Annotated in this window: 14 protein-coding genes; 12 read left to right on the top strand and 2 right to left on the bottom strand. The window is 67.4% G+C overall.

Going from position 1 to position 13350, the window contains the following annotated elements; all coding sequences use genetic code 11:
• Window positions 1-27 precede the first annotated feature (27 nt).
• From ACOGI8_RS06275 to ACOGI8_RS06235, 9 genes are all read left to right on the top strand, one after another.
• Complete coding sequence (locus tag ACOGI8_RS06275) at window positions 28-1653, top strand: flavin-containing monooxygenase (RefSeq protein WP_419856020.1); 1626 nt, start codon at window positions 28-30, stop codon at window positions 1651-1653.
• A gap of 28 nt (window positions 1654-1681) precedes the next feature.
• Window positions 1682-2833 carry an acyl-CoA dehydrogenase family protein gene (locus tag ACOGI8_RS06270; RefSeq protein ID WP_419856019.1) on the top strand — a complete coding sequence of 384 codons (1152 nt, stop codon included), beginning with the start codon at window positions 1682-1684 and terminating at the stop codon, window positions 2831-2833.
• Entirely contained in the window at window positions 2830-3951 is a 1122-nt protein-coding gene (locus ACOGI8_RS06265) for an acyl-CoA dehydrogenase family protein (protein ID WP_419856018.1), read from the top strand. Before ACOGI8_RS06270 ends, ACOGI8_RS06265 begins: the two co-directional genes overlap by 4 nt.
• A 79-nt stretch (window positions 3952-4030) precedes the next feature.
• Entirely contained in the window at window positions 4031-4366 is a 336-nt protein-coding gene (locus ACOGI8_RS06260) for a type II toxin-antitoxin system RelE/ParE family toxin (RefSeq protein ID WP_419856017.1), read from the top strand.
• Window positions 4363-4686 (top strand): helix-turn-helix domain-containing protein, encoded by a 324-nt coding sequence (locus ACOGI8_RS06255; protein ID WP_419856016.1) that lies wholly within the window; start codon window positions 4363-4365, stop codon window positions 4684-4686. Before ACOGI8_RS06260 ends, ACOGI8_RS06255 begins: the two co-directional genes overlap by 4 nt.
• Before the next feature lie 45 nt (window positions 4687-4731).
• A complete protein-coding gene (locus tag ACOGI8_RS06250) occupies window positions 4732-5001 on the top strand; it encodes a type II toxin-antitoxin system HicB family antitoxin (RefSeq protein ID WP_419856015.1) in 270 nt (89 codons plus the stop codon).
• Between the two features lie 139 nt (window positions 5002-5140).
• On the top strand, window positions 5141-5959 hold the full coding sequence (locus ACOGI8_RS06245; protein ID WP_419856014.1) for an enoyl-CoA hydratase-related protein: 819 nt from the start codon (window positions 5141-5143) through the stop codon (window positions 5957-5959).
• Window positions 5960-6035: 76 nt separating this feature from the next.
• A complete protein-coding gene (locus ACOGI8_RS06240) occupies window positions 6036-7283 on the top strand; it encodes an acyl-CoA dehydrogenase family protein (RefSeq protein ID WP_419856013.1) in 1248 nt (415 codons plus the stop codon).
• On the top strand, window positions 7280-8107 hold the full coding sequence (locus ACOGI8_RS06235; RefSeq protein WP_419856012.1) for an acyl-CoA thioesterase: 828 nt from the start codon (window positions 7280-7282) through the stop codon (window positions 8105-8107). The genes ACOGI8_RS06240 and ACOGI8_RS06235 overlap by 4 nt, the downstream gene beginning before the upstream one ends.
• Before the next feature lie 15 nt (window positions 8108-8122).
• Here the strand turns inward: ACOGI8_RS06235 and ACOGI8_RS06230 are convergent, their stop codons facing one another.
• Entirely contained in the window at window positions 8123-8566 is a 444-nt protein-coding gene (locus ACOGI8_RS06230; RefSeq protein WP_419856011.1) for an ArsI/CadI family heavy metal resistance metalloenzyme, read from the bottom strand.
• 89 nt (window positions 8567-8655) lie between these two features.
• Here ACOGI8_RS06230 and ACOGI8_RS06225 point away from each other — a divergent pair, with 89 nt between their 5' ends.
• The 3 genes from ACOGI8_RS06225 to ACOGI8_RS06215 all read left to right on the top strand — a co-directional run bounded on the left by ACOGI8_RS06225 (window position 8656) and on the right by ACOGI8_RS06215 (window position 11963).
• Window positions 8656-9435: a 2-keto-4-pentenoate hydratase gene (locus ACOGI8_RS06225; protein ID WP_419856010.1), complete on the top strand. Its 780-nt coding sequence runs from the start codon at window positions 8656-8658 to the stop codon at window positions 9433-9435.
• Entirely contained in the window at window positions 9432-10457 is a 1026-nt protein-coding gene (locus tag ACOGI8_RS06220) for a D-2-hydroxyacid dehydrogenase (RefSeq protein WP_419856009.1), read from the top strand. Before ACOGI8_RS06225 ends, ACOGI8_RS06220 begins: the two co-directional genes overlap by 4 nt.
• 171 nt (window positions 10458-10628) lie before the next feature.
• Window positions 10629-11963 carry a bifunctional o-acetylhomoserine/o-acetylserine sulfhydrylase gene (locus ACOGI8_RS06215; protein ID WP_419856008.1) on the top strand — a complete coding sequence of 445 codons (1335 nt, stop codon included), beginning with the start codon at window positions 10629-10631 and terminating at the stop codon, window positions 11961-11963.
• 111 nt (window positions 11964-12074) lie between these two features.
• On the opposite strand, the gene ACOGI8_RS06210 is transcribed toward ACOGI8_RS06215, so the two are convergent.
• Window positions 12075-13283: a CaiB/BaiF CoA transferase family protein gene (locus tag ACOGI8_RS06210; RefSeq protein WP_419856007.1), complete on the bottom strand. Its 1209-nt coding sequence runs from the start codon at window positions 13281-13283 to the stop codon at window positions 12075-12077.
• Window positions 13284-13350 lie beyond the last annotated feature (67 nt).

The following is a 13350-nucleotide window of genomic DNA, read 5'->3' as shown; positions in this document are numbered from 1 at the left end:
GGACCGGCATCAGTAGTCTCTGCGGCGATGAGCAGCACCGACGGGGTCAGTTCGAACGGCAACGTGCCGAAGGTCCATGACGTCGTCGTCGTGGGTGCCGGCTTCGCCGGGATGTACTCGCTGCACAAGCTGCGCGGGCTCGGCTTCGACGTGGTGGTGGTCGAGCGAGCCGACGGCGTGGGCGGCACCTGGTACTGGAACCGCTACCCGGGCGCCCGATGCGATGTCGAGTCGATGCAGTACTCCTACTCGTTCGATCCCGAGCTCGAACAGGAATGGGAATGGTCCGAGCGATACTCCGGCCAGCCCGAGATCCTGCGCTACGCAAACCACGTCGCCGACCGCTACGACCTGCGGCGTGACATCCGCTTCGAGACCACCGTCGAGCGCGTCGACTGGGACGACGATGCCCGCCATTGGCGGCTGCAGACCGATCGAGGCCTCTACCGGGCCCGCTTCGTGGTGATGGCCACCGGCTGCCTGTCGACCACGAACATGCCCAACTTCGACGGCGCAGATACTTTCGCCGGGCCCACGTACCACACCGGCAATTGGCCGCACGAAGGCGTCGACTTCAGCGGCCTGTCGGTCGGCGTCATCGGCACCGGCTCGTCGGCCGTGCAGGCCATCCCGGTCATCGCCGCGGAGTGCCGGGAGCTGACAGTGTTCCAGCGCACGCCGAACTACTCGGTTCCGGCGCGCAACGAGCCGCTCGACCCTGGCGAGCAGGCTCGCTGGAAGTCCAACTATCGCGACTTGCGGGCCAAGATGCTCGAACAGAACGCCGCAATGGTGCAGCGGCTGCCAGACGGTGAAGACCTCGCAAAGGAAGCGGACGCGGAGGAGTTCCACGAGCGCATGCAGCAACGGTGGGATGTGGGCGGCTTCACCTTCTACCGGGCCTACGGCGATATCGCCTTGGACGCCGAGTCGAACGACCGGGTAGCAGAGTTCGTGCGCGGCAAAATTGCCGAGGTTGTCGACGATCCAGAGACTGCGGCCAAGCTCACCCCGCACAACACGATCGCCTGCAAGCGCCCGTGTCTCGACACCAACTACTACGAGACGTTCAACCAGCCGCACGTGCAGCTAGTGGACGTGTCCGAGACGCCGATCGAGCGCATCTCGGCAGCTGGGGTGGTGGTCGACGGCCGGGAGTACCCGGTCGATGCGATCGTGTACGCCACCGGCTTCGATGCGATGACCGGAACGCTGCTGCGCATGAACATCACCGGTCGCGGCGGCGTGCGGCTGGCCGATCACTGGGACGCCGGCCCGCGCACTTACCTCGGCTTGGGTGTAGCGGGCTTCCCGAACATGTTCACCGTGTCTGGGCCCGGCAGCCCGTCGGTGCTGACCAACATGATCCCGTCCATCGAGCAGCACGTCGATTGGATCTCGCGATGCTTGGTCGAACTTCGCGAGCGCGGCACCGCCACCATCGAGCCCGAAGCCGATGCCGAGGCCTACTGGGTCGACTACGTCAATGCCGTGGCCGACCTGACGCTGTATCCCACATGCAACTCGTGGTACCTCGGGGCGAACATTCCCGGCAAAACCCGGGTGTTCATGCCGCTGCCGGGCTTCCCGCCCTATGTCGAGGTGTGCGAGGACGTGGCGTCCGACAACTACCGCGGCTTCGCCCTGGCTTAATCACGCGAACTCCTGCGGAGGCCTGCCGATGAGATTCACGCCCACCGAACTGACCGGTCCCGAGCTTGACCTCCAGACCGAGGTTCGCGAGTTCCTGGCAAGGGAGCTGCCGCCCGGCACCCACGAGCCGTGCCTGGGCATGGCCGCCGACCACGACCGGGAGTTCTCGGCCAAAATGGCCGCCCGTGGCTGGGTGGGCATGGCGCTGCCGTCACGTTGGGGCGGCTCGGACCGGACCGCCGTGCAGCGCTTCATCGTGGTGGAGGAGATGCTGCGCTGGGGTGCACCGGTAGGGCACCACTGGGTTGCCGACCGCCAGACCGGCAACGTGATCCTCAAGTTCGGCACCGACGAGCAGCGGGAGCGGTTCCTGCCGCCGATCTGCCGGGGCGAGCTGGGCTTCTCGATCGGCATGAGCGAGCCCGACAGCGGCTCGGATCTGGCCTCGGTGTCGACCCGGGCCGAGCGATGCGATGACGGGTGGGTCGTGAACGGCACCAAGATCTGGACGTCGAACGCGCACATGAACGACTGGTTCATCTGCCTGCTGCGCACGGCGCCGATGGAAGACGGCAACAAGCACGCTGGCCTGTCGCAGTTCCTCATCGATCTGCGTTCGCCGGGTCTCGAAATCAGCCCGATCCCGTTTCTGGACGGCAGCCACCACTTCAACGAGGTGACGTTCCACGACGTGTTCGTGCCCGACATCAACGTGGTGGGCCAGCCGGGGATGGGCTGGCACCAGAATACCACCGAGATGGCCTACGAACGGGGCGGCCCCGACCGCTGGCTGTCGCCCTTCTCGACGGTGGAGCAGCTGTTGCGCGAGGCCGCCGGCACGCCGATGGAAGATGCCGTGTCTGACCTGTTCGGCGAGCTGGCAGCTCGCTGGTGGGGCATCCGGAACCTGTCGCTGTCGGTGGCGCGGCTGATCGACGAGGGCGAGGCGCCGTCGGTGGAGTCGGCGCTGGTGAAGGAAATGGGGACTCGCTACGAGCAAGAGGTCGTGGAGAAGCTGGTGCAGCTCATCGACGAGGAGTACTCGCCGGAATCCGAATCGCTGTTCGAGCGGCTGCTGGCGCAGTGTGTGGTGACGTTCCCGGGCAACACAATCCGGGGCGGCACCATCGAGATCCTGCGCTCTGTCGCCTCAAAGGGTCTCGAGGGGTTGCCGGCATGACCGCCACGACGGTACCCGAGCCAGTCGTGGTCGACGAGTTGATCACCGAGACGGCCGACCGGCTGTTCGGCGAGTTGTGCACGCACGAAGCGGTGCAGGCCGCCGAGGACAGCGGCGGCGCACCCGACATCTGGGAGGCATTCTGCGAGACCGGCTTCGACCTCATCGCAGTGCCCGAGGATGCTGGCGGATCGGGCGGCACGCTCGCAGAGGCCATCGAGGTGCTGCGGCTCGTCGGCTACCACTCGGCGCCGATCCCCGCTGCCGAGAACGGCATCCTCGGCGGCTGGCTGCTGGCCGAAGCCGGCCTCGAACGCCCCGATGGCCTCGTCACGGTCGTCCCGCCCCGAGCAACCGACGGCGGCTGGTCGGGTGGCGGAACGTGCTCGGCGAGCCTCAACGGCGACGGCACTGCGGTGCTGAGCGGCGAAACCCACCGCGTGCCGTGGGCACGCAGTGCCGAGGCGATCGTGTGCGTCTGTGAATGCGACGGCACGTCGATGGTCGTGTCGGTTCCAGCATCGGTGTGCACGATCACACCGCTGCCGAACATGGCGGGCGAGCCCCGCGACACCGTCAGTTTCGATGGAGCGACCGGACGAGCAGCGCCTGCGCCCGAAGGCGTCGACGCCAGCGCGCTGGCGCAGCGCGGCGCGCTGTCGAGGGTGGCGCTGATGGCCGGCGCAATCGAGAAGATGTGCCAGCTCACCGTCAGCTACACCAACGAGCGGGTCCAATTCGGCCGACCGGTGGCGCGCTTCCAGGCAGTCCAGCAGCATCTGGTCTGGGCAGCGCAGGACGCGGCGCTGGTGCGCATGGCCGCCGAGGTCGCCGCCCGCGAAGCCACCCGGGGCGACGCGCCGTTCGAGATCGCCGCTGCCAAGCTCGTCGCCAACCAGGCGGCGGCCCGGGCCACCAAGGCCTGCCACCAGGCACACGGCGCCATGGGCATGACCCAGGAATACCCGCTGCACCACTTCAGCCGCCGGCTGTGGAGCTGGCGCAAGGAATACGGCTCTGACGCGCACTGGTCGGCCGTGCTCGGCGAGATGGCCACCGGCGTCGGCGCCGACGGCCTCTACCCCCTCATCACCAGCGGCACCGCCGCCCTGGGCTGAACCCCCTCCCCCGGTTGGCACCGTCGCCTCGTCGCGTGGCCCGGCGGCGGACGATCCTGCTGATACCATCTTTGGTGTCATGTGGGTGGTGGAGGTCGAGGATGAGGCCGAGTCCTGGCTTGACTCATTACAACCGCGAGAGTTCGCCACCGCCCTAGCCCATATTCAGCGATTGGAGGCGCAAGGCAACAAGCTGCGACCGCCTGCGACAAGATCGCTGGGCGAGGGTCTCTTCGAACTTCGATTCGACCTTCGAAGCGTCTCATGGCGCATCACGTTCCGATTCGCGTCTCGCGAACAAATCGTGCTGATGACGGTGTTTCGCAAGCAGCGGCGGCGCGAGCAGCCCGAGATCCGCAGGGCGCGAAAGGCGATGCAGCGGAGCATTGCCTCCGAAGAAGAGGAGTCATTATGAGCAGATCGACCATTGACCAGATTGCCGAGCGTCGTCTCAACGAGATGAGCGCTGAAGAGAGAGCCGAGTTCGAGGAGGGCCGTCAGGCCGTCGAACTCGCCTTCCAGATCGGCAATTCCATCCGGGAACTCCGAGAGGCTGCAGGCCTGAGCCAGCGTGCGCTGGCGCGGCGGATGAGAACGAGCCAAGCACAGGTGGCACGTGTCGAGGCCGGCATGGTCGCCGCGACGCTGTCCACGCTGCAACGCGCCGCTCAAGCTCTCGATGTCGTGCTCACCGTCGACTTCGCCGAGCGACGCGGCGTGCGCACCCCCGCCTGAAGTACTCGACCGTGACTGGCAACAGGCGCCAGAAGGGAGGTGGTTGTGTCGCCCACGAACTCCGAGATCAACTTCGAGGTCAGCAATGACGACGTCGATGGCGGCTACTCCGCCAGCGCTCTCGACTTCGGCATCCACACCCAAGCGGAGACCATCGAGGAGATCCGCGACAACATCCGCGAAGCGGTCGAGTGCTACTTCGACGACGCGTCGCCCCGTCCCAGCGTCGCCCTGCTGCGGGACTGGGAGGCCGAGTCAGGTCCGGTCGACGAGGACATGGTCGCCGAGATGCAACAGCGCTACTACAACCGATAATTCTCATTCTGATGTGTGTGACTTTGAGTTGCTTCGCGCTGCGGCGGGGCCGAGCCTCGCCGTCTCCTGCCGAGGTGCGCGCCGTAGGCACCCTGGCCTGAGCGGAGCGCTCTGGGGGCGGCGCATCTACGCTCGCCGCATGGATGAGAGCACCTTTGACGAATTCGGCGAGTACGGGGATGTCTCGGTCAAGCTGAGCGATGACCACGTGGCGGTCGTGGAAATTCACCGACCGCCGAACAACTTCTTCGATCTGGAGCTGATCGACGGGCTCGTTGCCGCATTCGGCGACCTCGACGAAGAGGACGGCTGCCGGGCCAGCGTGCTGTGCTCGGAGGGCAAGAACTTCTGCGCGGGCGCCCAGTTCGGCAGCGACGGGCGGCGGGGCGGCGAGATCACCGCTACCAACGCCGACGGCAGTCCCCGTCACCTCTACGACGCAGCCTTCGACCTGTTCTCCAAGCGCAAGCCGGTGGTCGGCGCGATCCAGGGAGCGGCAGTCGGCGGCGGCTTGGGCGTGGCCTGCTTCCCGGACTTTCGCATCGCGGCACCGGAGGCCCGATTCACCGCCAACTTCGCCCGGCTCGGCTTCCACCACGGATTCGGGCTGACCGTGACGCTCCCCCGGCTCGTCGGCAACCAGCAGGCGCTGGATCTGCTCTACACCGGCCGGCGCGTCAAGGGCGACGAAGCCGTCGACATCGGGCTGGCCGACAAGCTGGTGCCGCTCGACGACCTGCGCCAAGTCGCCTACGACTTCGCCTGCGAGATCGCCGGTTCGGCGCCGCTGGCTGTCGAGTCGATCCGCTACACCATGCGCGGCCACCTGACCGATGCCATCAAGGTGGCCACCGACAACGAGAAGGCCGAGCAGGATCGCCTGCGCACCACCAACGACTGGCGCGAGGGAGTCAACGCCATGAACGAGCGCCGGACGCCCAACTTCACCCGCAGCTGATGCCAAACCTCGCTGCCGCCGCACGCACGCTGGACGCGGCACTCTCGGCACGGACGGCTTCCAGCGCAGACACGTGATGCCAACTTCATCGGAGACGCCAGCAGCGACGGTCGGCACCGACGGCGCCGCAACGAAGCTCACCGCAAACAACATCCGGGCGGCTCTCGACGGGCTGCTCGAACGTCGCACTGACCAGACGCGCCTGACGTCGATGGGGGCGGGAAGCGACGACCTCGACGAGGGCCGGGCTTACCTAGCAGCGACCGTGGACGGCGGCTGGCATGTGCCGACCTGGCCCGCCACCCATGGCGGCCGAGATGCTTCGGTGGCCGAGAACCAGCTCATCGGCTCGGTGCTGCGTGAGTACGTGGTGCCCGACCTCTACCCGTTCGCGATCGGTCTCGGCATGGTGGGCCCTGCCCTGCTGGCGCACGGAACGGCAGAGCAGCAGGATCGCTGGCTGCGGCCGATTGCATCGGGCGCCGAGATCTGGTGCCAGATGTTCTCCGAGCCCGAGGCCGGATCGGACCTTGCCAACGTGGCCCTGAGCGCTGCACAGGACGGCGAGGTATGGCGGCTCGGCGGCCAGAAGACCTGGACCAGTCGGGCGATGTGGTCTGAGTGGGCCATCTGCCTGGCCCGTACCGACCCGGAACAGCCCAAGCACAAGGGACTCACGATGTTCGTGATCGCCATGGACGCACCCGGCGTCGACGTGCGGCCATTGCGGCAGATGAACAACGACGCCCATTTCAGCGAGGTGTTCGTGGACGGCGCTGTTGTTCCGGATGCCTGGCGGGTTGGCGATGTGGGTGAGGGTTGGCGGGTTGCGATGACGATCCTCTCGCACGAGCGTGCCGGCGCCGGCAGCCGCGGCGGGGGCGACGGTGCGAAGCGTGGCGCCCGCGTTCCCACATGGATCACCGATCTGGCCGCGCTCGGGGCACTCGACGACAAGGTGAGACGCGACGAAGCCATGTCGATCTACGCCGCCGACATGGCATCGCGCTGGACCGCCCAGCGGGCGGCGGACGAGGCGCGGTCGGGCGGCAGTCCGGGACCGGCAGGCAGCGGTGCAAAGCTGAGGACGGTGTCGTCGTACAAGCGGCGCGCCTATCTGGCGAATCGCTCCGCGGGAGCCGCAGGCATGCTCGAAGACGGTCACGGCTACATCGAGACGGTGACGGCACCGTCGATGTCGATACGGGGCGGCACCGACGAGATCCAGCGCAACATCCTGGGCGAGCGAGTGCTCGGCCTCCCTGGCGAACCCCGCCTCGACCGTGATGTGCCTTGGCGGCAGTCGCGCAAGGGATTGCTGTGACCAGCGGCATCTCGGCGCCGACCACGTACGGCGAGGTCATGTTCCTCGAGCAGCACGGCCCCGACACCTATGTCGGCGTCAGCCCCGAGTACATGTGGGGCCGGATCTACGGCGGGCAGGTCATTGCCCAGGGCCTGTGGGCGGCGTTCCAGACCGTCGACGAGGCGTTCGTGCCGCACTCGGTGCACGCCTACTTCATCCGCGGGGGCACGCTCGACGAGCCGGTCCGCTACGAGGTGGACCGCCTGCGCAACGGCCGCTCGTTCTGCACCCGGGCCGTCGTGGCCCGCCAGAGCGGCGGCGCCATCTTGAACCTGTCGTGCTCGTTCCATGTGGCCGAGCAGGACGCCGAGGTGCAGACGGCACGCATCCCCCTCGCCCCCGACCCGCAGGACTGTCGCAACATCGACGAGGAGCGTTGGCCGTGGATCATGGAGCGCCGCCCGCTGCCGAGCCATCCGGGGGCGGGCCAGTCGATGGGCTGGGTGCGCATCATCGATCCCATCGACGATGACCCCCGGCTGCACATCTGCGGGCTGGCGTTCACCTCCGATGCCATCCAGTTCAACGCCGCCCGCTCGCTGCACCCGCTGCAAGTGCCCCGCGAGCAGTACCAGGAGTCGTTCATGGGCGCGTCACTGGATCACGCAATGTGGTTCCACCGCCCGATGCGCGCCGATGAGTGGCACCTGTACCAGTTCGACTGCCACGGTCTCACGAGCGCTCGCGGCATGACCGTGGGCAACCTGTTCGCTCCCGACGGCAGCCACGTCGCAACGATCGCCCAGGAAGTGCTGCTGCGCGAGCGCCGACCTCAGAAATAGCGACTGCGGGCGCCGCTACGCGCAGCAGGCGTCTTCAGTGTCGCTGGGCCGTTCGACGCCGTCACCGCGTCGTGACAGCACCACGTTGTTCATCACTTCGACGTCACCCTGCTTCACGTACCACTCCCAGTCGATGCCGTGCGGATCGGTGGCCCAGGTCTCCACCTTCTCGGCGTAGCAGCACATCGTCTCGTCGATGGTGGAGGCGGTGAGGCCGGCCTCGACCATGCGGGCATGAGCCTGCTCCACCTCGCTGGCGGACTCGGTCTCGACCCCGAGATGGTTGATGGTGCCCCCGTCGCCGGACGACTCGAACAGCACCAGCTTGAGAGGCGGCTCGTCGATAGCGAAATTGGCATAGCCCTCGCGCCGCTTGGCAGGCTCGGCGCCGAAGAGCCGCGAGTAGAAGTCGACCGCATCGTCGATGTCGTCCACGTTGAGTGCCAGTTGCAACCTCATGAGCTCACACTACGGCGAGCACCCTCTGCCGCAAAGGACGATCCCGGACATGTGACCCGGGTGCTGCGCTGCCTCTAAGGTGCGCCGCTGTGACTCCGCCACGACCGCTCAACCCCGACCAGCTTGCGGCTGCAGACGCCCTGACCGCCTACTTCGCCGATGGAGGCGAGGCGCCGGTCGAGGCGTTCGCCGACTTGGGCTTCGAGGATGGGCTTGCCATCCAGTGCGAGATGCAGCGACGAGCTGTCGCAGCCGGCGCAGTGCACGCCGGCTGGAAGGTGGGGCTCACCTCGGACCGGGCTCGCACGACCGTAGGCATCGACGACCGGCCGTTCGGGCATGTCAACCGGGTGCTCACATCGCCCGCTGATCTGCCATCGGCAGAGATCCGAAAAGTGAGCATCGAACCCGAGATGTGCTTCGTGATCGGTGAGCGCATCGCCGGCGACGATGTCGATCCGGCCTCGGTGCCCGCCCGGATCGCGCAGGTCTGCGCCGGCTACGAGGTGAACGAGGCGCGGGTGGCCGTTGCGGGCAATCTCGCGATGCTCGTCGCCGACAACCTGACGAACTGGGCCATCGTGCGGGGCTCGGGTGTTGACGCACCTCCTGCGCCCGAGCTCGACCGCTGCGTGGTGACGGTGTCATGCGACGGCGAGGAACAGTTCAGCTGCACCGCCGCCGCCGAGGTCGACAACCCCTACCTGTCGATCGCCCGGCTCGCGGCCACGCTGCACCGGCACGGCATGGCACTGGAACCGGGCCAGAGCGTGATCACCGGCGCGTATGCCCGCTTCCGGGCCGAACCCGGTCAACGCTGGGTGACCAGCTACAGCGGCATTGGAGACGTGGAGGCGACGATCTCGTGAGTACTACACCACCCGGCCCGACCGTCCTCGACGTGCCCGACGGGCCGCTCAACGTGCTGGTCACCAAAACGCTCACGCTGCCCGATGTCAGCCCCGCCGACGAAGCTGCCATCCGCAACGCAGCAGGGTCGGGCGCCGTCGTGAACATCGTGGACCGTGTGCGAGACGGCGTTCCGCTGGCCGCCGATGCGCAGGTGATCCTTGGCATCGTGCCCGAGTGGCTGTTCGACGCAGCCCCGAGCCTGCGCTGGATCCATGCGACGGCCTCGGGTGTGGACATGTTCATGTACCCGAAGTTCCTCGCCAGCGATGTGGTGCTCACCGGCGAGAAGGGACTGGTCGGCAGCCACCTGGCCGACCACGCGTTCGGCCTGCTGCTCGCACTGGTCAGGCGCATCGCAACCGCCGTGAAGCTGGGTCCCGAGGGCTGGGACAACGATCTCCGCGAGCAGATGCGCTACAGCGAGCTGGAGCTGGAAGGCCTCACGATGGGCATCTTGGGGTTCGGCGGCACGGGCCGGCACATCGCCCGCCGCGCAGCCGCGTTCGGCATGGAAGTGCAGGCCATGGACCTGTACCCGGTGCCACCCGGCGAGGGCGTCGAAACGGTCGGCGGCCCCGAATCGCTGCGGGACGTCGTGGCCAGCAGCGACGTGCTGGCGGTGGGGCTGCCGCTCACTGCCGACACCCGATCGATGTTCGACGACGAGATGTTTGCCCTCATGCCCGACGGCGCCATCCTGCTCAACGTGACCCGCGGCGAGATCATCGACGGCCCGTCGCTAGAGCGGGCGCTGGCCGAGGGCCGGATCGGCGGGGCCGCCCTCGACGTCGCACCGATCGAGCCGCTGCCTGCTGACAGCCCGCTGTGGAGGTTCGACAACTGCGTCATGACACCCCACACGGCGGGGGCGAGCCAGCACCGCGCACGGCGCAACCTGGAACGCTTCTGCCGCAACCTCGTCGCCCTACGCGAAGGCCGCCCGCTAGAAGGCGTCGTCGACAAGCAAACCGGCTTCTGACGACCCGAAGCGCAAGAAGCAGAGCCGATAACTGCGGCCTGCACTGCAATAGATCTGTCACAGAAAATCCGACTGGACAGGTCGGGTTTTGCCGGTACAGTGCGGCGCGCTCGGCAATCCCGCCGGGTCAGGCACAGCCCGCCTTATGGGGCGTAAGAAATGGAGCTCAACATGAGCGAAACACCCACAGACCCACTCGCCGAGCTGGGATTCGAAACACGAATGATCCACGCGGGCCAAGCGCCTGACAGCGCCACCAACGCCCGCGCGGTGCCCATCTACCAGACCACGTCGTTCACCTTCGACAGCTCCGAGCATGCTCAGAACCTGTTCGGGCTGGCGGAGATCGGCAACATCTACACCCGGATCATGAACCCGACCCAGCACGTGCTCGAAGAGCGCATCAGCGCGCTCGAGGGCGGCGTGCGCACAGCGGTCGGGCTTCCGGGCGCGTTGGCAGTGGCCTCGGGCCAAGCGGCCGAGACCTTGGCGGTGCTCAACCTGGCAGAGGCAGGCGACCACATCGTGGCCAGCCCGTCGCTGTACGGGGGCACCTACAACCTGTTCCATTACACGCTGCCGAAGATGGGCATCGAGGTCTCCTTCGTGGAGGACCCTGACGACATCGATTCGTGGCGCGGCGCGGTGCGTGACAACACCAAGGCGTTCTACGGCGAGACCATCGGCAACCCCAAGAACGACATCTTGGACTTCGAAGCGGTCGCCGAAGCGGCGCACAGCGTGAACGTCCCGCTGATCGTGGACAACACGGTGCCCTCGCCATACCTGTGCCAGCCGCTGGCGCACGGTGCGGACATCGTGGTTCACTCGGCCACCAAGTTCATCGGCGGCCATGGCACGTCGATCGGCGGCCTCATCGTGGATGGCGGCACGTTCGACTTCGGCGCTTCGGGACGGCACCCGATGTTCACCGAGCCCGATCCCAGCTACCACGGGCTGGCCTACTGGCCCGCGCTCGGCGCAGGATCGTTCATCCTCAAGGCTCGGGTGCAGCTGCTGCGTGACATCGGCGCTGCCGTGTCCCCGATGAATGCGTTCCTGTTCCTGCAGGGCATCGAGACGCTGTCGCTGCGCATGGAGCGGCACGTGGCCAACGCCGTGGCGGTGGCCGACTACCTCGAAGGCCACCCGCAGGTCGACTGGGTGCTGTACGCAGGGCTGGAGTCGAGTCCGTACAACGAGCGGGCACGCAAGTACCTGCCCAAGGGGGCCGGCTCGGTGCTGGCCTTCGGGATCGACGGCGGCACCAAGGCCGGCCAGAAGTTCGTGGAGAGCCTGCGGCTGCACAGCCACGTCGCCAACATCGGCGATGTGCGCAGCCTGGCGATCCACCCGGCCAGCACCACGCACAGCCAGCTCACGCCGCAGGAGCAATCCGACACCGGCGTCGAGCCGAACCTGGTGCGCCTGTCGGTCGGCATCGAGACGATCGACGACATCATCGCCGACCTCGACATCGGCTTCGAGGCCGCAGCCAGCATCTGACGCTTGACATCAATGGCCGGCGGGCTGGCGGCTCAAGGTTGCCGGCCCGCCGCCTGATGCAATTCATGCGGGAAATCGCCGGGTAATTCCTGCCGGTTTTCGCGGGTTGCCTCAGCAAACGGCGCCTGCGTTGCGCAGGGCGGCAATCTCGTCGGGGTCCAAGCCGAACTGGGTGAGGATCTCGTCGGTGTGCTCGCCCTGCACCGGGCTGGGCCGTCGGATGTCACCGGGCACCCCGTCGATCTGGGTGGCATTGCGCACGATGCGGATGTCGCCCATCACCGGGTGATGCACCGGCGCGGCCATGCCCAGGTGCTGAACCTGCGGATCGGCAAATGCCTCGGCCACGGTGTTGACGCGCCCGCACGGGATGCCGACGGCGTTGAGCCGCTCCACCCATTCGTCGCAGCCCGCGGTGGCGAGCTGCTCGCTGATGAGCTTGTTCAGCTCGGTCCGGTTGGCTGAGCGCAGCTTGGTCGACGAGAATCGCTCGTCGTCGACTAGATCGGCGCGGCCGATCTCGGCACAGAACGCCCGCCACAGCCGCCCGCCGGGTGCTGCGATGTTGATGCGCCCGTCCGCCGCCTCGTAGGTGCCCATGGGGATCATCGTGGGATGGTCGTTGCCGGCCTGTGGCGGGTCCTCCCCCGCCACCGTCCAGCGGGCCGCCTGGAAATCGAGCATGCCGATCATCGACTCGAGCAGCGAGGTGTGCACCCAGCGACCCTCGCCGGTGCGGGACCGCTCGATGAGCGCCACGAGCACACCGATGGCGAGCTGCAGGCCGGCGGTCACATCGCTGATCGCCACGCCGGCCCGCACGGGACCGTGGCCGGGCAGCCCGGTGACCGCCATCATCCCGCCGAGGCCCTGGGCGATCTGATCGACACCGCCGCGTGTCGCGTACGGGCCGTCCTGACCGAAGCCCGAGATCGACCCCATCACGAGCGCAGGATTCACGGCGTGCAGCGTGTCCCAGTCGAAGCCCAGCCGGTACTTGACGGTCGGTCGCAGGTTCTCGATCAGCACATCGGCAGAGCGCACGAGGCGGTGAAGCAGTTCACGGCCCGACGGGTGCTTCAGGTCGATGACCAGCGAGCGCTTGTTGCGATGGATGTTGAGGTGGTCGGGCGATGCCTCCCGGCCTTCCTCGAAGCCGTCGGTGGGGGCATCCACCCGGATGACGTCGGCGCCCCAGTCCGCGAGCTGCCGCACCGCCGTGGGGCCGGCACGCGCAATGGTCAGATCGAGCACCGTGATGCCGGCGAGCGGCAGCTCATGTTCCGCAGGATCGGCGCTCGGCGCCGACACCGGGCTCATTGGTCGAGCCTCATGGGACGGGCGCCATCTGCCCAGCACAACTGGCCCAGCCTCATCGGCACAGCCT

It is taken from the genome of Candidatus Poriferisodalis sp. (assembly GCF_965204195.1).
Lineage (GTDB): Bacteria > Actinomycetota > Acidimicrobiia > Acidimicrobiales > Poriferisodalaceae > Poriferisodalis.
Note: the sequence above shows the minus strand (reverse complement) of the source record. Positions and strands in the feature narration are given on the sequence as shown.

What these genes read in the sequence shown, in the direction of transcription:
- ACOGI8_RS06275 (WP_419856020.1), top strand. Translation starts at nt 28, where the DNA reads ATGAGCAGCACCGACGGGGTCAGTTCGAACGGCAACGTGCCGAAGGTC.
- ACOGI8_RS06270 (WP_419856019.1), top strand. Translation starts at nt 1,682, where the DNA reads ATGAGATTCACGCCCACCGAACTGACCGGTCCCGAGCTTGACCTCCAG.
- ACOGI8_RS06265 (WP_419856018.1), top strand. Translation starts at nt 2,830, where the DNA reads ATGACCGCCACGACGGTACCCGAGCCAGTCGTGGTCGACGAGTTGATC.
- ACOGI8_RS06260 (WP_419856017.1), top strand. Translation starts at nt 4,031, where the DNA reads ATGTGGGTGGTGGAGGTCGAGGATGAGGCCGAGTCCTGGCTTGACTCA.
- ACOGI8_RS06255 (WP_419856016.1), top strand. Translation starts at nt 4,363, where the DNA reads ATGAGCAGATCGACCATTGACCAGATTGCCGAGCGTCGTCTCAACGAG.
- ACOGI8_RS06245 (WP_419856014.1), top strand. Translation starts at nt 5,141, where the DNA reads ATGGATGAGAGCACCTTTGACGAATTCGGCGAGTACGGGGATGTCTCG.
- ACOGI8_RS06240 (WP_419856013.1), top strand. Translation starts at nt 6,036, where the DNA reads ATGCCAACTTCATCGGAGACGCCAGCAGCGACGGTCGGCACCGACGGC.
- ACOGI8_RS06230 (WP_419856011.1), bottom strand. Translation starts at nt 8,566, where the DNA reads ATGAGGTTGCAACTGGCACTCAACGTGGACGACATCGACGATGCGGTC.
- ACOGI8_RS06215 (WP_419856008.1), top strand. Translation starts at nt 10,629, where the DNA reads ATGAGCGAAACACCCACAGACCCACTCGCCGAGCTGGGATTCGAAACA.
- ACOGI8_RS06210 (WP_419856007.1), bottom strand. Translation starts at nt 13,283, where the DNA reads ATGAGCCCGGTGTCGGCGCCGAGCGCCGATCCTGCGGAACATGAGCTG.